Here is an 18,603-nt window from a genome sequence, read left to right on the forward strand (position 1 = left end):
AATAGATAACAATTATGGCTCTTCAGGTTGACAACATCCCTATAATCAAAAATAAATGTCTATACAACCTATGACAAGTGGTGAGTCGAATGCAGCAATTCTTCCCTGATGATGTTATCTGGCGCAATGTTCGTCTGGCGACTATGGATCCTGAACGTGGTACCCCATATGGGCTGGTGGATGGTCACGCGCTGATCGTCCGCCAGGGCAAGATTCGCGATATCGTCCCGGAATCATCGTTATATCTCACACATGACAATACTTTTGATATGCAGGGCCGGCTGATTACGCCTGGCCTGATTGATTGCCATACGCATCTCGTCTTTGGCGGAAACCGCGCAGGTGAATGGGAGCAGCGGCTAAATGGTGTCTCCTACCAGCAGATAAGCGCTCAGGGTGGGGGGATCAATGCCACCGTATCGGCGACCCGCAGCGCCACGGATGAACAACTCTTACAGGTAGCCCATCAGCGGATGGAACAGCTGATTAAAGAAGGTGTTACGCTGTTGGAAATAAAATCCGGCTACGGCCTGGATTTGCCGACAGAAGAGAAAATATTGCGCGTGGTGGCAGCGCTGGCGGCAGAGAATATCGTTGAAATCAGCCCGACGCTGTTGGCTGCGCATGCGACGCCAACGGAATTCAGGGATGATCCTGACGGCTATATTACGCTGGTGTGCGAGACCATTTTGCCGCAGCTGTGGGAACAAGGGCTGTTTGAGACCGTTGATCTGTTCTGTGAAAGCGTTGGTTTTTCGTTGGCGCAGAGTGAGCGGGTGTTTCAGGCTGCGCAGGCGCTGGGCATTCCGATTAAAGGCCATGTCGAACAACTGTCATTGCTTGGCGGCGCGCAGTTGGTAAGCCGCTACCACGGACTATCCGCCGATCATATTGAATACCTCGATGAAGCGGGCGTGGCGGCAATGAGCCAAAGCGGTACGGTCGGCGTGCTGCTGCCCGGCGCATTCTATTTCCTCAAAGAGCAGCAGCGCCCACCGGTAGCGTTGCTGCGTCAATATCAGGTACCGATGGCGGTAGCGACAGATTTTAACCCCGGTACCAGCCCGTTTATCAGCCTGCACTGGGCGATGAATATGGCCTGCGTTCAGTTTGGCTTAACGCCGGAAGAAGCATGGGCGGGCGTAACCCGTCATGCGGCCCGGGCGCTGGGGCGTCACGACACCCACGGTCAATTGAAGGCCGGGTTTGTGGCCGATTTTGTGGTGTGGGATGCAACACTTCCTGTTGAGATCCTGTATGAACCCGGACGCAACCCGCTCTACCAACGCGTATTCAAAGGACAAATAGCATGACTCACTGGCAACCTGCTTCACCTGCGCTATGGCAGGGACGTGATGACCGGGCCGAATCGCCGAATGCGCTGCGCCTGTTTCAGACTATCACCCAGAGCCCGACGTTTAGCCCAGAAATGTATCGCGAGCAGATAGCGTTGCTCGGGTTTGCCTGCGACGAAGGTGTTAAACGTAATCAGGGGCGCACGGGAGCTGCCGGAGCGCCCGATGTGCTGCGCAAGGCGCTGGCGAATTTAGCCAGCCACGATGGGCATCATCGACTGGTGGATCTGGGCAATATTGTGGCGCAGGCCCCCGATCTTGAGGGCGCGCAGCAGGCGCTACGCAATGCAGTACAGCGTTGCCAGCAGGAAAATATGCGCACCTTTGTTCTGGGGGGCGGACACGAAACCGCATATGCCCATGGCGCAGGTGTGCTGGACGCGTTCCCGCAGGCGAAAGTGGGGATAGTCAACTTCGATGCGCATCTCGATTTGCGCCATGCCGGGCAGGCTACATCCGGTACGCCGTTTCGCCAGCTGGCGCAGCTTTGCGATGAACAACAGCGTGAATTTCACTATGCCTGTATCGGCGTCAGCCGGGCGGCAAACACCCAGGCGCTTTGGGATGAGGCCCAGCGGCTCGGTGTGACCATAGTGGAGGATCTGCATTGTGATACGGCGCAGGCGCAGTTAGCGCAGTTCATTGCCAATCTGGATGTCATCTATCTGACAATCGACCTCGACGTGCTGCCGGTGTGGGAAATGCCCGGTGTATCGGCCCCCGCCGCGCTTGGCGTACCGTTGGCGACGCTGCTGAGACTGATTGAGCCTCTATGTCGTAGCGGTAAACTACAGGCGGTGGATATGGTTGAATTTAATCCACGCTTTGACGATGATGGCAGGGCGGCGCGGGTTGCGGCGCGATTAGGCTGGCAAATCGCCCACTGGTGGCACTGATATACCTGATGGCGTTGCGCTTATCAGGTTCGGGTAATGCCTGTAAACTGTACCCACTCACATTTTCAGCTTAAGGAAGGCTCACGCATGCTCCCATCCCGTTCTGCTCCGGCTCCTTTTTACGAAAAGGTCAAACAGGAGATCAGCGAAAAAATTGCCAGCGGTATCTGGCAGCCTCACGATCGCATTCCGTCTGAGGCAGAGCTGGTGGCGCAGTATGGTTTCAGCCGCATGACCATCAACCGGGCGCTGCGTGAGTTAACGGATGAAGGTTTACTGGTGCGTTTGCAGGGCGTGGGGACGTTTGTCGCCGAGCCAAAAGGTCAGTCCGCGCTATTTGAAATTCGCAGCATTGCGGATGAAATCAACGCCCGTCAGCATCAGCACCGGTGCGAAGTGCTGACGCTGGAAAGAACCCGGGCAAACGCGCAGCAGGCTTTGGTATTAAACGTCAAAGAAGGCACCTCTATTTTTCACTCTGTCATGGTGCACTACGAGAACGATCTGCCGGTACAGATTGAAGATCGCTGCGTGAATGCCGAAATTGTGCCGGAGTATCTGGCGCAGGATTACAGCCAGACTACGCCGCACGCTTACCTGTCGCTGATAGCCCCCTTGACCGAAGGTGAGCATATTGTTGAAGCGGTACGTGCCAGCGCCGAAGAGTGCGCGCTGCTGAACATCAAAGAACACGATCCCTGCCTGCTGATCCGCCGCAAGACCTGGTCCGCGTCATCCATTGTCTCTCATGCCCGTTTGCTGTTCCCTGGTTCCCGCTATCGACTGCAAGGGCGGTTTATGTCCTGATACAGGAGATGAAAACCGTGATTGCTGACGCAATATAATAAAAATGTATCTTAATTGTTAAATTCGACCTTGCGATAGCTTGTATAGACAAGTATATACTCCAGATGTGCGTAACCATTCAACGTAGGCCTGATAAGACGCGTTAGTGTCGCCATCAGGCACTTGCCGGATGGCGGCGTAAACGCCTGATCCGGCCTACATTCTGTCCGAGGAGTGCTCAACCATGTCTCATAGCAAATATCGTCAGCAGGATATTCGTGCCCCACGCGGCACCACCTTAACGGCCAAAAGCTGGCTGACCGAAGCGCCGCTGCGCATGTTAATGAATAATCTGGATCCCGATGTGGCGGAAAATCCGCATGAGCTGGTGGTTTACGGCGGGATTGGCCGCGCCGCACGGGACTGGGAATGCTATGACGCCATCGTCAACGCGCTGACCAAACTGGAGACCGATGAGACGCTGCTGGTCCAGTCCGGAAAACCGGTAGGCGTATTCAAAACTCACGACAACGCACCGCGCGTGCTGATTGCCAACTCCAACCTGGTGCCACATTGGGCTACCTGGGAACATTTCAACGAACTGGACGCCAAAGGGCTGGCGATGTACGGCCAGATGACCGCCGGGAGCTGGATCTACATCGGCAGCCAGGGCATCGTGCAGGGGACTTATGAAACCTTCGTTGAGGCCGGGCGTCAGCATTATCAGGGTAACCTGAGCGGGCGCTGGGTACTGACCGCAGGACTGGGGGGCATGGGCGGGGCGCAGCCGTTAGCCGCTACGCTTGCGGGGGCGTGTTCGCTGAACATTGAATGCCAGCAAAGCCGAATCGATTTCCGTCTGCGTACCCGTTACGTGGACGAGCAGGCGACATCGCTTGACGATGCGCTGGCGCGTATCGACAAATACACTCGCGAGGGTAAAGCGGTCTCCATTGCGCTGTGTGCGAACGCCGCCGACGTTGTGCCGGAACTGGTGAAGCGCGGTGTGCGCCCGGATATGGTCACCGACCAGACCAGCGCCCACGATCCGCTGCATGGTTATCTGCCGTCTGGCTGGAGCTGGGAAGAGTATCAGGCAAAAGCGGTGTCCGATCCGCAGGGCACGGTGCAGGCGGCGAAACGTTCAATGGCAACGCACGTTGAGGCGATGCTGGCGTTTAGCAAAATGGGCGTGCCAACGTTTGATTACGGCAACAACATTCGCCAGATGGCCAAAGAGATGGGCGTGGAAAATGCCTTTGATTTCCCCGGCTTCGTACCTGCTTATATTCGACCGTTGTTCTGTCGCGGCATTGGCCCGTTCCGTTGGGTAGCGCTTTCCGGCGATCCGCAGGATATTTATAAAACAGATGCCAAAGTGAAAGAGATCGTGGCAGATGATAAGCACCTTCATCACTGGCTGGATATGGCGCGTGAGCGGATTAATTTCCAGGGTTTACCGGCGCGTATCTGCTGGGTAGGCCTGGAGTGGCGTCAGAAACTAGGGCTGGCGTTTAATGAAATGGTGCGCAGCGGTGAAGTATCCGCGCCGATTGTTATTGGCCGTGACCATCTGGACTCTGGTTCTGTTGCCAGCCCGAACCGCGAAACTGAAGCTATGCGCGACGGTTCAGACGCAGTATCCGACTGGCCGCTGCTGAACGCGCTGCTTAACACCGCCAGCGGCGCGACCTGGGTGTCGCTGCATCACGGTGGCGGGGTCGGTATGGGCTTCTCTCAGCATGCCGGGATGGTGATTGTTTGCGATGGCACCGATGAAGCCGCGGCGCGTATCGCCCGGGTCTTACATAACGATCCAGCGACCGGGGTGATGCGTCACGCCGACGCCGGATATGACATTGCGGTGGAATGCGCCGTCGAAGAAGGGCTAAATTTGCCGATGGTTGCCGCGACGCAGGAGAAACGCTGATATGAACACCATGACACTCACGCCGGGCCATCTGAGTTTTATCCAGCTACGTGAAATCTGGCAGCAGCCGGTCAAACTGAGTCTGGATGCCGGGGCGATCGATGCTATTAACGCCAGCGTCGCCTGCGTCAATAATATTGTCGCTGAAGGCCGTACGGCGTATGGCATTAATACCGGCTTTGGCCTGCTGGCCCAGACCCGTATCGCCACGGAAGATTTGCAGAATTTGCAGCGTTCGCTGGTGCTTTCCCATGCGGCAGGTGTCGGCGAGGCGCTGGACGACGCGATGGTGCGTCTGATTATGGTGCTGAAAATCAACAGCCTGGCGCGCGGTTTTTCCGGTATTCGCCTGAGCGTGATTGAAGCGCTGATTGCGCTGGTGAATGCCGAGGTGTATCCACTGATCCCGGCGAAAGGCTCCGTGGGGGCATCGGGTGACCTGGCGCCGCTGGCGCATATGTCTTTGACGCTGTTGGGAGAAGGGAAGGCGCGCTGGCAGGGTGAATGGCTCCCGGCGACCGAAGCGCTGAAAAAGGCCGGGCTGGAGCCGATAACGCTGGAGGCAAAAGAAGGGTTGGCGTTGCTCAACGGTACCCAGGCTTCGACGGCCTTTGCGCTGCGTGGGCTAATTGAAGCTCAGGAACTGTTTGCGTCTGCAACGGTGTGCGGGGCGCTGACCACCGAAGCCGTGCTGGGTTCCCGTCGTCCGTTTGATGCCCGTATTCACGCCGCGCGAGGGCAGCGTGGGCAGATTGATGCCGCAACGCTGTATCGTCACGTATTGACCGACACCAGCTCGCTTTCGCAGTCGCATCATAACTGTGAGAAAGTGCAGGATCCGTATTCTCTGCGCTGTCAGCCACAGGTGATGGGGGCATGTCTGACGCAAATGCGCCAGGTGATGGATGTTCTGCTGGTGGAAGCCAATGCGGTTTCCGACAACCCGCTGGTATTTGCCGAAGAGGGGGATGTCATATCTGGCGGCAACTTCCATGCTGAACCGGTGGCGATGGCGGCAGATAATCTGGCGCTGGCGATTGCGGAAATCGGCTCGTTATCGGAGCGACGCATTGCGTTAATGATGGATAAACACATGTCGCAACTGCCGCCGTTTTTGGTGAAAAACGGTGGGGTGAACTCCGGCTTTATGATTGCTCAAGTCACGGCTGCCGCGCTGGCGAGTGAGAACAAAGCGCTGGCGCATCCGCATAGCGTAGACAGTTTACCGACGTCCGCCAACCAGGAAGATCACGTATCTATGGCTCCGGCGGCGGGGCGCAGACTGTGGGAGATGGCAGCAAATACGCGCGGCGTGATTGCCGTAGAGTGGCTGGCGGCGTGTCAGGGGATTGACCTGCGCGAAGGGTTAACCTCAAGCCCGCTGCTGGAGCAGGCGCGCCAGGCTTTACGCGAGCAGGTTGCTCATTACACGCAGGATCGCTTTTTCGCCCCGGATATCGAGTGCGCGACCGAACTGTTAGCGCAAGGAACGTTGCTGAAATTGCTGCCTGAATTTCTCTAGAGAATTGCCTGATGGCGACGCTGACGCGTCTTATCAGACTTACGGCCGGCTTTGTAGGCCGGATGAGGCTAAGCCGACATCCGGCACAACAGAACTTAGCTAAATATTGCGGTAACAGAAGCGCTGGCGAGCGAGTGGAAATGGACGTTAAATCCAACCATCGCGCCGCTGGCGTCCTCATTGACATCAATACGCTCCACATCCAGTGCGTGAACCGTAAAGATATAGCGGTGGTTTTCCCCCTTCGGCGGCGCAGCGCCACCATAACCGGCTTTACCAAAATCCGTGCGTGTTTGCAGCACGCCTTCCGGCAACGCAACCAGCCCCGAGCCGTAACCTTGTGGTAAAACCCGGGTATCTGCAGGCAGGTTAACCACCACCCAGTGCCACCAGCCGGAGCCGGTTGGCGCATCAGGATCGTAACAGGTCACGACAAAGCTTTTAGTCCCGGCGGGCACATCATCCCATGCCAGGTGCGGGGAAATATTATCCCCGTCATATCCCATGCCGTTAAAGACGTGGCGATGAGGAAGCTTTTCGCCATCGCGCAGATCGTTACTGATTAGTTTCATGCTGACTCCTCTCGTTAGCCAAAAAGTGTAGCCAGAAACCGTAGAGCTTACTGCCGATTAATCGCTAAAAAATGTTGCATTGCGCACAGCCTTATTGACGGCCTGGGTCAGACGACGCAGTTGTTCGGGCTTGATGATGTACGGCGGCATCAGATAAATGAGCTTACCAAACGGTCTTACCCACACGCCCTGTTCGACAAAGAACTTCTGTAACGCGGCCATATTCACCGGATGCGTGGTTTCTATCACGCCGATGGCACCAAGCACGCGCACGTCGGCGACCCAACGGGAATCTGCCGCCGGGGCGAGTTCTTCACGCAACTGCGCTTCAATGGCCGCGACCTGCGAGCGCCATTCGCCGGTTTCGAGCAGCGACAGGCTGGCAGAGGCGACGGCGCAGGCCAGTGGATTGCCCATGAAAGTCGGGCCGTGCATAAAACATCCGGCTTCACCGTTGCTGATGGTTTCCGCAACCAGGCGCGTGGTCAGGGTGGCGGAAAGGGTCATCGTTCCGCCGGTTAACGCTTTGCCAAGGCACAAAATGTCCGGAGTGATATCGGCATGCTCACAGGCAAACAGCTTGCCCGTGCGACCAAATCCGGTGGCGATTTCATCGGCAATCAGCAAAATGCCTTCCCGGTCACACATCTTACGGATGCGCTTTAACCATTCGGGGTGATACATGCGCATGCCGCCAGCGCCCTGCACAATCGGCTCAAGGATCACTGCCGCAATTTCGTGGCGATGTGCGGCCATCAGACGGGCAAAAGGCACCATATCCAGTTCGTCCCATTCGTCGCCCATCCGGCTTTGCGGAGCGGGCGCAAACAGGTTATCAGGCAGATAACCCTTCCACAGACTGTGCATCGAGTTGTCGGGATCGCAGACCGACATCGCGCCGAAAGTATCGCCGTGATAACCGTTACGAAATGTCAGGAAACGCTGACGGGATTCACCTTTGGCCTGCCAGTATTGCAGCGCCATTTTCATCGCGACTTCCACGGCGACCGAACCAGAATCCGCGAGAAAAACGCACTCCAGTGCCTCGGGCGTCATCGCCACCAACTGGCGACACAGCGCAATAGCCGGGGCATGGGTAATGCCGCCAAACATCACGTGCGACATGGCATCAATCTGCGTTTTCATCGCGGCATTCAGCTGCGGGTGATTGTAACCGTGGATCGCCGCCCACCAGGATGACATGCCGTCAACCAGCTTCTCACCGCTGGCTAATATCAGTTCACAACCTTCGGCACTGGCCACCGGATAAACCGGTAGCGGGGAGGTCATGGAGGTGTAAGGGTGCCAGATATGGCGTTGGTCAAACGCAAGATCGTCCGTTGTCATAATCGACTTGTAAACCAAATTAAAAAGATTTAGGTTTACGAGTCTACACCAAACTAACAACGAAACGTATACCAATATGGCTCATTCTTCTCGCTGGACAATGTCGCAAGTCACCGAATTATTTGAAAAACCGCTGCTGGATCTGTTGTTTGAAGCGCAGCAGGTTCATCGTCAGCATTTCGATCCGCGGCAGGTACAAGTTAGTACGCTGCTGTCGATTAAGACCGGTGCTTGCCCGGAAGACTGCAAATACTGCCCGCAAAGTTCCCGCTATAAAACCGGACTGGAAACGGAACGTTTGATGGAAGTTGAACAGGTTCTGGACTCTGCCCGTAAGGCGAAACAAGCCGGTTCAACGCGGTTTTGCATGGGCGCGGCGTGGAAGAACCCTCACGAACGCGATATGCCGTACCTGGAACAAATGGTTCAGGGCGTGAAAGAACTGGGGCTGGAAACCTGTATGACGCTGGGCACGCTGGACGAATCTCAGGCCCAGCGCCTGGCCAATGCGGGTCTGGACTACTACAACCACAACCTCGACACCTCGCCGGAATTTTACGGCAATATCATTACCACCCGTTCGTATCAGGAGCGCCTGGATACGCTGGATAAAGTGCGTGAGGCGGGCATTAAAGTTTGCTCCGGCGGGATTGTGGGGCTGGGTGAAACGGTGACCGACCGCGCGGGTCTGCTGCTGCAATTAGCGAATCTGCCGACGCCGCCGGAAAGTGTGCCGATCAACATGCTGGTGAAAGTGAAGGGCACGCCGCTTGCCGATAACGACGACGTAGATGCTTTTGATTTTATTCGTACTATCGCCGTCGCGCGCATCATGATGCCGACCTCATACGTACGTCTTTCCGCCGGGCGCGAGCAGATGAACGAACAAACCCAGGCAATGTGCTTTATGGCCGGGGCCAACTCGATTTTCTACGGCTGCAAACTGCTGACCACGCCGAACCCGAACGAAGATAAAGATTTATTGTTGTTCCGTAAGCTGGGTCTTAACCCGCAGCAAACGGCGGTACTGGCGGGTGATAACGAACAGCAACAACGTCTGGAGCAGGCGCTGCGTACCCCGGATACCGACGATTACTACAACGCGGCAACCGTATGACCTGGCAGCAAAAAATCGACGATGCGCTAACGGCGCGTCGTCGTGCTGATGCGTGGCGTCGGCGCTATGCAGTGACACAGGGTGCTGGTCGCTGGTTACAGGCTGGCGGTCGTCAGTATCTGAATTTCTCCAGTAACGACTATCTCGGCTTAAGCCACCATCCACAAATTATCTGCGCGTGGCAGCAGGGTGCTGAGCGTTTTGGCGTCGGCAGTGGCGGCTCGGGCCATGTCAGCGGTTATTCCGTTGCGCATCAGGCGCTGGAAGAAGAGCTGGCGCAGTGGCTCGGCTATTCCCGGGCGCTGTTGTTCATCTCCGGTTTTGCCGCTAATCAGGCAGTGATAGCCGCATTGATGGAAAAAGACGATCGCATTGTCGCCGACAGGCTTAGCCATGCCTCGCTGTTGGAGGCTGCCAGCCTTAGCCCTGCTGTTTTACGTCGCTTTACCCATAACGATCCGCAACACCTGGAGCGTCTGCTGACTTCCCCCTGTCCGGGGCAGCAACTGGTGGTCACTGAAGGTGTATTCAGCATGGATGGCGATAGTGCGCCGCTGGCAGAAATCCACGCGGTGGCGAAACGGCAGGGCGCGTGGCTGCTGGTGGATGATGCGCATGGGATTGGCGTAAGCGGTGAGGAAGGGCGTGGTTCGTGCTCTCGACAGCAGGTGAAACCTGAGCTGCTCGTAGTGACGTTTGGCAAAGGGTTTGGCGTCAGCGGTGCGGCGATCCTGTGTTCTGATAGCGTGGCCGACTATCTGTTGCAGTTTGCCCGCCATCTGATCTACAGCACCAGTATGCCTCCGGCGCAGGCGCAGGCCTTACGCGCCGCGCTGGCGGTGATCCGCAGCCGTGAAGGCGATGAACGCAGGGAAAAGTTAGCGATGCTGATCCAGCGTTTTCGCGCTGGGGTGAATACTACGGATTTGACGCTGGCGCATTCAGACAGCGCTATTCAACCGCTGATCGTTGGCGACAATCATAAAGCCCTGCAACTGGCACAGACATTACGGCAACAGGGATGCTGGGTGACGGCGATTCGCCCACCAACGGTGCCCACCGGTACGGCCAGATTACGGCTGACGCTGACCCAAGCGCATGAGGTGCAGGATATCGATCGTCTACTGGAGGTGTTGCATGGCACAGGTCAATAAACAGGCGATTGCCGCCGCGTTTGGCCGCGCTGCCACCCACTATGAGCAACACGCAGAGCTACAACGTCAGAGTGCCGATGCGTTACTGGCACAACTCGATGGCCGGGAGTTCTCAAGGGTTTTGGACGCGGGCTGTGGGCCTGGGCGTATGAGTCTCTACTGGCGGGAGCAGGGGAGCGAGGTCTGTGCGTTGGATCTGTCGGCGCAAATGCTGGCTGAAGCGCAGCGTCACGATGTTGCCCATCACTATCTGCTGGCGGATATCGAAGCCATTCCGCAGGCCGCTGCCACTTTCGACCTGGCCTGGAGCAATCTGGCCGTGCAGTGGTGCAGCGACCTACGCGGTGCGTTAAGCGAGCTATACCGGGTGGTGCGTCCTGGCGGAACGGTGGCGTTTAGTACCCTGGCGCAAGGTTCGATGCCGGAACTTCGTCAGGCGTGGCGAACAGTTGATGACCGGGAGCATGCCAACCGTTTTTTGCCCGTGGAGCAACTGGAAAACGCGCTGTGCGGCTGGGACGTTGAATACCAGTCTCATGCCGTCACGCTGTGGTTTGACGATGCGCTGAGCGCCATGCGCTCGTTGAAGGGTATTGGTGCGACGCATTTGCATGATGGACGCGAGCAGCGTGTGCTGACCCGCTCGCAACTGCGTCAGCTACAGCTCGCCTGGCCCTGTCAGCAGGGGAAATATCCGCTGACCTATCATCTTTTTTTGGGAGTGATTCAACGTGACTAACACGTATTTTGTCACCGGGACGGACACTGAAGTAGGTAAAACTATCGCCAGCTGTGCGTTGCTTCAGGCGGCGGGACAGTTGGGATTGCGAACCGTCGGCTATAAGCCGGTGGCGTCAGGCAGTGAAATGACGGATGAAGGTCTGCGAAACAGTGATGCGCTGGCGCTACAGCGCAACAGCGTTGTAGCCGTGGATTATGCAGCCATCAATCCGTATACCTTCGCGGAACCTACCTCACCGCATATCATCAGTGCTGACGAAGGGCGCCCCATTCAGGCCTCCGTGATGTCTGCGGGTTTACGCTTGCTTGAAGAACAGGCTGACTGGGTATTGGTGGAAGGTGCAGGCGGATGGTTTACGCCGCTTTCGCCAACGCTGAGTTTTTCTGACTGGGTAAAAGAGGAACAACTGCCGGTGATTCTGGTGGTTGGCGTTAAGCTCGGTTGTATCAATCATGCCATTTTGACCGCCCAGGCGGTGCAGCAGGCTGGGCTGACGCTCGCCGGATGGGTTGCCAATGATGTGACGCCCCCCGGCAAGCGTCATGCTGAATATATGGCGACGCTAAAGCGTGCGCTTGCGGCTCCGCTGCTGGGGGAAATTCCCTGGCTGGCAGAAGAGCCGGAGCAAGCATCGACAGGTCGTTATATCGATCTTAGCGTTTTGTCTCTGGCATCCACCAGTCGTTGATTAGCGGGTCGCTGAATTGTGTTATTTGCCCTTGAGCCACGTTGCGGCCACGATGTAACAAGCAATAGCAGTCGGCGACCCGACGAATGAACGGCAGGCTCTGCTCCGCGAGCATAATGGTGATGCCAAGCTCCTGGCTTAGCCTCACAATCAGATTCCCCAGTTTGTGGATATACGCCTGGCCTGTTCCTCGTGTGGGCTCATCGAGGATCAGCAGACGCGGGCGAGTGACCAACGCGCTGGCGAGTGCAAGCTGGTGCTGATTTTCCTCCGACAATGCCACCCCTTTGGCCTGACGCAGTACAAACAGCTGTGGAAACAGGCGGTAAATATCGCTGCTGTTCATTGCTTCGCTTTCCTCAACCGCCTGGCGCGCAATGTGCAGATTTTCCTCTACCGTCAACTGCGAAAAAATTCGCCGCTCCTGTGATACACAGTTAATACCTAGTGCAATGCGCTTTGCCGCCGGAATCTGAAGCAGATCGCAAGGTGGTGCGCCAGCCTGATGCCAGAACATGGTTCCGCTCTCAATCGGTAAATTGCCGATGATGCAATTGGCAAGCGTAGTCTTTCCCATCCCTGGAAGACCCAGCACGGCGGTACATTTACCGGGCAACAGGTCGAGATCGACATCCCAAAGCGAGTGTTGATTACCGTAATAGTGATTCACTGCACGAAGACTCAACATAGATTTCTCCCTCATGATGATATCCGCCTCGCGGACTGGTGGTCGGGAGAAAACTGCAAATCTCTTGCCAGAAGCGGAATTGGGGAAAAATACAGCAGGATGGCGTGCAGCGCTGGCGGTAAATTCTTACTGACCGCATTCCTGACATTGTTTTGTGCACATTGGCAGTGCCTGGTAGTGTCGTGATGGTGCAGGCAGGAAAATGATGAAAATGCGAGCAAGATCTCGGCCATCCGAGGTCGCTTCGTTAGCTGATAAATATCAAAAAATAGCGATAATTTTTTTTTATCCCACCAGAAAAGACCATCAGGACGTTTTTGCCAGGCTACAGTCCATACGGGCTGGAGGCAGTTATCCACTATTCCTGTGGATAACCTTGTGTATTAGGGTTAGAAAACACAATGTAAGCGAGAGAAGACGCGGCCTGCGACTAAATTGATGCGAAAGACGGCTCAAGATAATAATCATTAGATTACAGGATGTTAGATAAATGCAATGGCTGTCGCAGAAGTGTCATGCGTTGCCACAAAACTTTCATCGAGTAGCTTGACAAATGTTAAAAAAGTCATTGGTTTGGGGATAACACATTTTTGCTGGTGTTTTATCTTGCCTGCGGACAAATTTTAGCCTGTAGTCACGGCCATTTTGCTGGGGTAACAGAAATATTCTGGCGCGTTACTGTTTTTTCATCCAGTATATTTTACTGGCAAAATATACTGCTGCGAGTAAAATTACACACCTGCCCGCCCATTGCTTCAGGTAGCTGCTCATGAGTAAACCGTTCAAACTAAATTCCGCTTTTAAACCCTCTGGCGATCAGCCTGAGGCGATTCGTCGCCTGGAAGAAGGTCTGGAGGATGGTCTGGCGCATCAGACGCTACTGGGGGTGACAGGGTCGGGGAAAACATTCACCATCGCTAACGTGATTGCGGACTTGCAGCGTCCTACCATGGTGCTGGCCCCCAATAAGACACTTGCTGCTCAGCTGTACGGTGAGATGAAAGAGTTCTTCCCGGATAATGCGGTGGAGTATTTTGTCTCTTACTACGACTATTATCAGCCGGAAGCCTACGTACCCAGTTCTGACACCTTCATCGAGAAAGATGCTTCGGTCAACGAACATATTGAGCAGATGCGCCTGTCGGCAACCAAAGCGCTGCTGGAACGTCGCGATGTCGTTGTCGTGGCGTCGGTTTCCGCGATTTATGGTCTGGGTGACCCGGATTTGTACCTGAAAATGATGCTGCACCTGACGGTGGGGATGATTATCGACCAGCGTGCGATCCTGCGTCGTCTGGCGGAGCTGCAATATACCCGCAACGATCAGGCATTCCAGCGCGGGACCTTCCGCGTGCGCGGTGAAGTGATCGACATTTTCCCGGCAGAATCCGATGACATCGCGCTGCGCGTGGAACTGTTTGATGAAGAGGTCGAACGTTTATCGCTGTTTGACCCGCTGACCGGACAGGTCGAATCCACAATTTCGCGCTACACCATCTATCCTAAAACGCACTACGTGACGCCGCGAGAACGTATCGTGCAGGCGATGGAAGAAATCAAAGTTGAGCTGGCAGAGCGGCGTAAAGTCCTGTTGGCAAATAACAAACTGCTGGAAGAACAGCGCTTAAGTCAGCGTACCCAGTTCGATTTGGAAATGATGAATGAGCTGGGTTACTGCTCGGGGATTGAAAACTACTCCCGCTATCTGTCCGGGCGCGGCCCCGGCGAGCCGCCGCCGACGCTGTTTGATTACCTGCCTGCCGATGGCCTGCTGGTGGTGGATGAATCCCACGTGACTATCCCGCAAATTGGCGGCATGTATCGCGGCGATCGGGCGCGTAAAGAAACCCTGGTTGAATACGGATTCCGTCTGCCGTCGGCGCTGGATAACCGTCCGCTCAAATTTGAAGAGTTCGAGGCGCTGGCTCCGCAAACTATCTACGTTTCGGCGACGCCGGGCAACTATGAGCTGGAGAAATCCGGTGATGAAGTGGTCGATCAGGTGGTACGACCGACCGGCCTGCTGGATCCGGTCATTGAGGTGCGTCCGGTGGCGACGCAGGTTGACGATCTGCTGTCGGAGATCCGCACCCGTGCGGCGATTAACGAACGTGTGCTGGTCACCACGCTGACCAAACGGATGGCAGAAGACCTCACAGAATACCTCGAAGAACATGGCGAGCGGGTGCGTTATCTGCACTCTGACATCGATACTGTGGAACGCATGGAAATCATTCGTGACCTGCGTCTGGGCGAGTTTGACGTGCTGGTGGGTATCAACCTTTTACGTGAAGGTCTGGACATGCCTGAGGTCTCCCTGGTGGCGATTCTGGACGCAGACAAAGAAGGATTCCTGCGTTCTGAACGTTCGCTTATCCAGACCATCGGTCGTGCGGCGCGAAACATCAACGGTAAGGCTATTCTCTACGGCGATAAAATTACCGCCTCAATGGCTAAAGCGATTGGTGAAACCGAACGTCGTCGTGAGAAACAGCAACTCTACAACGAAGAGCACGGTATTACGCCGCAGGGCCTGAATAAGAAAGTAGTCGATATTCTGGCGCTGGGTCAGAATATTGCGAAGACCAAGGCGAAAGGCAAAGGGAAGTCACGCGCAGGCGCGAAGTCTGAAGTTGTGGAACTGGATATGACGCCAAAAGCGCTGCAGCAGAAGATTCACGAGCTGGAAGGGCAGATGATGCAGCATGCGCAGAATCTTGAATTTGAAGAGGCAGCGACGATCCGCGACCAGTTGCATCAACTGCGCGAGTTGTTTATCGCAGCATCGTAAGAGTGTGCCGGATGCGGGGTAAACCCCTTATCCGGCCTACGGCAAAGATCGCGTTCGTAGGTCGGATGCCGGAGCAGAGCGTTTTGTAGGCCTGATAAGCGCCGCGCATCAGGCAAATCCGTTTAGCCTAGCGCCTGCACCGCTTTCTCCAGCGCACTATGCAATAGCTGGCGGTCATGGCGGTAGGGAATATCGCTGGCTTCCAGCACTTCCTGAATGACAACGCGGTCGGTAACGGCGGAAGCATCCACTTTCGGCCCCACAACTACCGCATCAATCACTTTCTTCCCGACGTACTGTTCAATAATGGCCAGCTTATCGCTAAGCGTCAGGCTGGCTGCTGGCAGGCTTAATTCGCGCCCAAGATTGCCTATATAGACCATCGGGGCCGGTGTGCGACGTAACGCCTGCGCCAGCTCGTCTAGCAACAGGATCGGCATCAGGCTGGTGTAAAAACTGCCTGGTCCTATCAGAATCAAATCCGCTTCGGCGATAGCCTCTACTGCTTCCCGCGTGGTGGGGACTTTTGGCGACAGCATTAGCTCCTGAGGCGGGATAGTAAGCTGATCGATATTCACTTCGCCATAGACTTCATGCCCCTGATCGTCGATAGCCATCAAATCCACCGGCAGCTCCGACATCGGAATTAAATGCGCATCGACTTTCAGCAGGTTACGAATTAAATTGATGGCTTCCAGAGGCCGCACGCTGAGGTGATCGAGCGCCTTTAACATCAGGTTTCCGAGGTTATGCCCGGAAAGTTCGCCATTCCCGCCAAAACGATACTCAAACATGGCGGATGCAACGCTGGGTTGGGTAATTAACTGGTTCAGACAGTTACGCATGTCTCCCCAGGCTATCCCTCCTTCAGAGCGACGAATACGGCCTGTCGACCCGCCGTTATCCGTGGTGGTGACGATACCCGTCAGGCGGGAACCTAATGGGGAAAGAGAGGAGAGAACGCGTCCTAATCCATGCCCTCCGCCGAGAGCGACAACGCGGTCCAGATCTGCCAGCGTGCGAGTGCGCATATATTTTCCTGATATCAATTGATCGGCGCTACAGTAACGTAAATAGCGTGTTTTCAGCAATTATCCAGTCGGCATCTGCCGTAATTTTTTTCTGCGGTCTACTCCTTTCTGGCGAGATCCACCTGATGGCAAGATGATGTATATCAATGCAAAACTGTGATTTTTGCTTATTCTGTAGCGAAATTGCACGATCATGTCGTTATGTATGTATTTATATAGCGAAAGTGTACATGGCAAAAGCGTCATTTACACGCTAGTATCGGCATAACCACTAAGTACTCTTAATAATTTGAGTTGCCGGAAGCCAACGCATCTGCAACACGAAGTATGACGAGTATAAACACTCTAGCCTCTGCACCTGGGTCAAATGATACGGTGCTTTGGCCGTGACAAGACTTGAAAAAGTTTGTCACCAGGGCGCAGGAAGAAATGACTACGTCTCCCGTATTTGGAAAGGTGTACATGGGCTCTCAACTTACCGATGCTTTCGCACGTAAGTTTTACTACTTACGTTTGTCGATTACCGATGTGTGTAACTTTCGTTGCACCTACTGCCTGCCGGATGGCTATAAGCCCGGTGGGGTCACCAATAACGGCTTTCTGACCGTTGATGAAATTCGCCGTGTCACGCGCGCGTTCGCCAGTCTGGGAACGGAAAAAGTGCGTCTGACAGGGGGCGAACCTTCACTGCGTCGCGACTTTACTGACATTATCGCCGCCGTGCGCGAAAACGACGCCATCCGTCAGATTGCGGTAACCACCAATGGTTATCGTCTGGCTCGCGATGCTGCTGCCTGGCGCGATGCCGGACTGACCGCGCTCAACGTCAGCGTCGACAGCCTGGATGCCCGTCAGTTTCATGCCATTACCGGGCAGGACAAGTTTCAACAGGTGATGGCAGGCATTGACGCCGCCTTTGATGCGGGTTTTGAAAAAGTGAAAGTCAACACCGTGCTGATGCGCGATGTAAACCATCATCAGCTGGACACCTTCCTTGCGTGGATCCAACCTCGGCCAATCCAACTGCGTTTTATTGAACTGATGGAAACGGGCGAGGGCAGCTCTCTCTTCCGTAAACACCATATCTCCGGACAGGTACTTCGCGATGAGCTATTGCGTCGCGGCTGGATCCACCAGATCCGACAGCGCAGCGACGGCCCAGCTCAGGTTTTCTGTCATCCTGATTATGTTGGTGAAATTGGTCTGATCATGCCTTATGAGAAAGACTTCTGCGCCACCTGTAATCGTCTGCGCGTTTCCTCTGTTGGCAAGCTTCATCTGTGTTTATTTGGTGAAGGCGGCGTAAGCCTGCGTGATTTGCTGGAAGATGACGCTCAGCAGCCGGCGCTGGAAGAACGTATTTCAGCCGCGCTGCTGGAGAAAAAGCAGACCCATTTCCTGCATCAGAACAATACCGGTATTACGCAAAACTTATCTTACATTGGCGGCTGATCGCTAAAAGGAGTTTTTCATGAGTCAGGTAAGCGCTGAATTTATCCCGACACGCATTGCTATTCTTACTGTTTCCAACCGTCGCGGCGAAGAAGATGACACCTCCGGCCATTATCTGCGTGACTCGGCGCAAGAAGCGGGTCATCAGATTGTCGATAAGGCGATTGTCAAAGAAAACCGTTACGCCATCCGCGCCCAGGTTTCTGCCTGGATTGCCAGTGATGATGTACAGGTAGTGCTCATTACCGGCGGTACCGGGTTAACCGAAGGGGACCAGGCGCCGGAAGCGCTGCAACCGCTGTTTGACAGAGAAGTTGAAGGGTTTGGCGAAGTCTTCCGTATGCTGTCGTTTGAAGAGATTGGCACCGCGACGCTGCAATCCCGCGCGATTGCCGGAGTGGCCAATAAAACGCTGATTTTCGCCATGCCGGGTTCGACCAAAGCGTGTCGTACCGCCTGGGAAAATATCATTGCGCCGCAGCTTGATGCCCGTACGCGTCCGTGTAATTTCCACCCACATTTGAAGAAATAA

16 protein-coding genes and 1 riboswitch are annotated in these 18,603 nt (G+C 55.2%); of the genes, 12 read left to right on the forward strand and 4 right to left on the reverse strand.

Features of this window, described 5'->3' with window-relative positions:
- The first annotated feature begins 89 nt into the window (after window positions 1-89).
- The 5 genes from hutI to hutH all read left to right on the forward strand — a co-directional run bounded on the left by hutI (window position 90) and on the right by hutH (window position 6,489).
- Window positions 90-1,313: an imidazolonepropionase gene (hutI, locus tag OGV57_RS02130; RefSeq protein WP_054528204.1), complete on the forward strand. Its 1,224-nt coding sequence runs from the start codon at window positions 90-92 to the stop codon at window positions 1,311-1,313.
- On the forward strand, window positions 1,310-2,251 hold the full coding sequence (gene hutG / locus OGV57_RS02135) for a formimidoylglutamase (protein WP_054528205.1): 942 nt from the start codon (window positions 1,310-1,312) through the stop codon (window positions 2,249-2,251). The genes hutI and hutG overlap by 4 nt, the downstream gene beginning before the upstream one ends.
- An 87-nt stretch (window positions 2,252-2,338) precedes the next feature.
- Window positions 2,339-3,058 carry a histidine utilization repressor gene (locus tag OGV57_RS02140; RefSeq protein WP_003023059.1) on the forward strand — a complete coding sequence of 240 codons (720 nt, stop codon included), beginning with the start codon at window positions 2,339-2,341 and terminating at the stop codon, window positions 3,056-3,058.
- A 223-nt stretch (window positions 3,059-3,281) separates the two neighbouring features.
- Window positions 3,282-4,967, forward strand: a complete 1,686-nt coding sequence (gene hutU / locus OGV57_RS02145) for a urocanate hydratase (protein ID WP_003837071.1) — start codon at window positions 3,282-3,284, stop codon at window positions 4,965-4,967.
- A gap of 1 nt (window position 4,968) precedes the next feature.
- Complete coding sequence (hutH, locus tag OGV57_RS02150; protein ID WP_016149818.1) at window positions 4,969-6,489, forward strand: histidine ammonia-lyase; 1,521 nt, start codon at window positions 4,969-4,971, stop codon at window positions 6,487-6,489.
- A gap of 95 nt (window positions 6,490-6,584) precedes the next feature.
- Here hutH and OGV57_RS02155 read toward each other — a convergent pair whose 3' ends face one another.
- Entirely contained in the window at window positions 6,585-7,061 is a 477-nt protein-coding gene (locus OGV57_RS02155; protein WP_054528206.1) for a kinase inhibitor, read from the reverse strand.
- Between the two features lie 57 nt (window positions 7,062-7,118).
- Window positions 7,119-8,408: an adenosylmethionine--8-amino-7-oxononanoate transaminase gene (gene bioA / locus OGV57_RS02160; RefSeq protein WP_054528207.1), complete on the reverse strand. Its 1,290-nt coding sequence runs from the start codon at window positions 8,406-8,408 to the stop codon at window positions 7,119-7,121.
- A gap of 76 nt (window positions 8,409-8,484) precedes the next feature.
- Here bioA and bioB point away from each other — a divergent pair, with 76 nt between their 5' ends.
- The 4 genes from bioB to bioD are packed head-to-tail and all read left to right on the forward strand — an operon-like array spanning window position 8,485 to window position 12,109.
- Complete coding sequence (gene bioB / locus OGV57_RS02165) at window positions 8,485-9,525, forward strand: biotin synthase BioB (protein WP_054528208.1); 1,041 nt, start codon at window positions 8,485-8,487, stop codon at window positions 9,523-9,525.
- Window positions 9,522-10,679, forward strand: a complete 1,158-nt coding sequence (gene bioF / locus OGV57_RS02170; RefSeq protein WP_048233295.1) for an 8-amino-7-oxononanoate synthase — start codon at window positions 9,522-9,524, stop codon at window positions 10,677-10,679. The genes bioB and bioF overlap by 4 nt, the downstream gene beginning before the upstream one ends.
- Entirely contained in the window at window positions 10,663-11,418 is a 756-nt protein-coding gene (bioC, locus tag OGV57_RS02175) for a malonyl-ACP O-methyltransferase BioC (RefSeq protein ID WP_048233296.1), read from the forward strand. Before bioF ends, bioC begins: the two co-directional genes overlap by 17 nt.
- Complete coding sequence (bioD, locus tag OGV57_RS02180; RefSeq protein WP_032948884.1) at window positions 11,411-12,109, forward strand: dethiobiotin synthase; 699 nt, start codon at window positions 11,411-11,413, stop codon at window positions 12,107-12,109. Before bioC ends, bioD begins: the two co-directional genes overlap by 8 nt.
- Here bioD and OGV57_RS02185 read toward each other — a convergent pair.
- A complete protein-coding gene (locus tag OGV57_RS02185) occupies window positions 12,075-12,797 on the reverse strand; it encodes an ABC transporter ATP-binding protein (protein ID WP_003035181.1) in 723 nt (240 codons plus the stop codon). The two genes, bioD and OGV57_RS02185, sit on opposite strands and share 35 nt — an antisense overlap.
- 769 nt (window positions 12,798-13,566) lie before the next feature.
- On the opposite strand from OGV57_RS02185, the gene uvrB reads away from it, so the two are divergent.
- Window positions 13,567-15,588 carry an excinuclease ABC subunit UvrB gene (gene uvrB / locus OGV57_RS02190; RefSeq protein ID WP_003837055.1) on the forward strand — a complete coding sequence of 674 codons (2,022 nt, stop codon included), beginning with the start codon at window positions 13,567-13,569 and terminating at the stop codon, window positions 15,586-15,588.
- A 122-nt stretch (window positions 15,589-15,710) separates the two neighbouring features.
- On the opposite strand, the gene yvcK is transcribed toward uvrB, so the two are convergent.
- Window positions 15,711-16,619, reverse strand: coding sequence for a uridine diphosphate-N-acetylglucosamine-binding protein YvcK (yvcK, locus tag OGV57_RS02195; protein WP_049016240.1), 909 nt, complete (start codon window positions 16,617-16,619; stop codon window positions 15,711-15,713).
- Between the two features lie 329 nt (window positions 16,620-16,948).
- Window positions 16,949-17,094: riboswitch (molybdenum cofactor riboswitch) on the forward strand.
- Here yvcK and moaA point away from each other — a divergent pair.
- A complete protein-coding gene (gene moaA, locus OGV57_RS02200; protein WP_032934386.1) occupies window positions 17,082-18,071 on the forward strand; it encodes a GTP 3',8-cyclase MoaA in 990 nt (329 codons plus the stop codon). (Overlaps the previous riboswitch by 13 nt.)
- A gap of 19 nt (window positions 18,072-18,090) precedes the next feature.
- Window positions 18,091-18,603, forward strand: a complete 513-nt coding sequence (moaB, locus tag OGV57_RS02205) for a molybdenum cofactor biosynthesis protein B (RefSeq protein WP_003035187.1) — start codon at window positions 18,091-18,093, stop codon at window positions 18,601-18,603.

This window comes from Citrobacter sp. Cf087, assembly GCF_030334285.1.
Taxonomy (GTDB): Bacteria; Pseudomonadota; Gammaproteobacteria; order Enterobacterales; family Enterobacteriaceae; genus Citrobacter; species Citrobacter freundii.

What these genes read in the sequence shown, in the direction of transcription:
- moaA (WP_032934386.1), top strand. Translation starts at nt 17,082, where the DNA reads ATGGGCTCTCAACTTACCGATGCTTTCGCACGTAAGTTTTACTACTTA.
- moaB (WP_003035187.1), top strand. Translation starts at nt 18,091, where the DNA reads ATGAGTCAGGTAAGCGCTGAATTTATCCCGACACGCATTGCTATTCTT.
- OGV57_RS02185 (WP_003035181.1), bottom strand. Translation starts at nt 12,797, where the DNA reads ATGTTGAGTCTTCGTGCAGTGAATCACTATTACGGTAATCAACACTCG.
- hutU (WP_003837071.1), top strand. Translation starts at nt 3,282, where the DNA reads ATGTCTCATAGCAAATATCGTCAGCAGGATATTCGTGCCCCACGCGGC.
- uvrB (WP_003837055.1), top strand. Translation starts at nt 13,567, where the DNA reads ATGAGTAAACCGTTCAAACTAAATTCCGCTTTTAAACCCTCTGGCGAT.
- yvcK (WP_049016240.1), bottom strand. Translation starts at nt 16,619, where the DNA reads ATGCGCACTCGCACGCTGGCAGATCTGGACCGCGTTGTCGCTCTCGGC.
- bioA (WP_054528207.1), bottom strand. Translation starts at nt 8,408, where the DNA reads ATGACAACGGACGATCTTGCGTTTGACCAACGCCATATCTGGCACCCT.
- hutG (WP_054528205.1), top strand. Translation starts at nt 1,310, where the DNA reads ATGACTCACTGGCAACCTGCTTCACCTGCGCTATGGCAGGGACGTGAT.
- OGV57_RS02140 (WP_003023059.1), top strand. Translation starts at nt 2,339, where the DNA reads ATGCTCCCATCCCGTTCTGCTCCGGCTCCTTTTTACGAAAAGGTCAAA.
- hutI (WP_054528204.1), top strand. Translation starts at nt 90, where the DNA reads ATGCAGCAATTCTTCCCTGATGATGTTATCTGGCGCAATGTTCGTCTG.
- bioC (WP_048233296.1), top strand. Translation starts at nt 10,663, where the DNA reads ATGGCACAGGTCAATAAACAGGCGATTGCCGCCGCGTTTGGCCGCGCT.
- hutH (WP_016149818.1), top strand. Translation starts at nt 4,969, where the DNA reads ATGAACACCATGACACTCACGCCGGGCCATCTGAGTTTTATCCAGCTA.
- OGV57_RS02155 (WP_054528206.1), bottom strand. Translation starts at nt 7,061, where the DNA reads ATGAAACTAATCAGTAACGATCTGCGCGATGGCGAAAAGCTTCCTCAT.
- bioB (WP_054528208.1), top strand. Translation starts at nt 8,485, where the DNA reads ATGGCTCATTCTTCTCGCTGGACAATGTCGCAAGTCACCGAATTATTT.
- bioF (WP_048233295.1), top strand. Translation starts at nt 9,522, where the DNA reads ATGACCTGGCAGCAAAAAATCGACGATGCGCTAACGGCGCGTCGTCGT.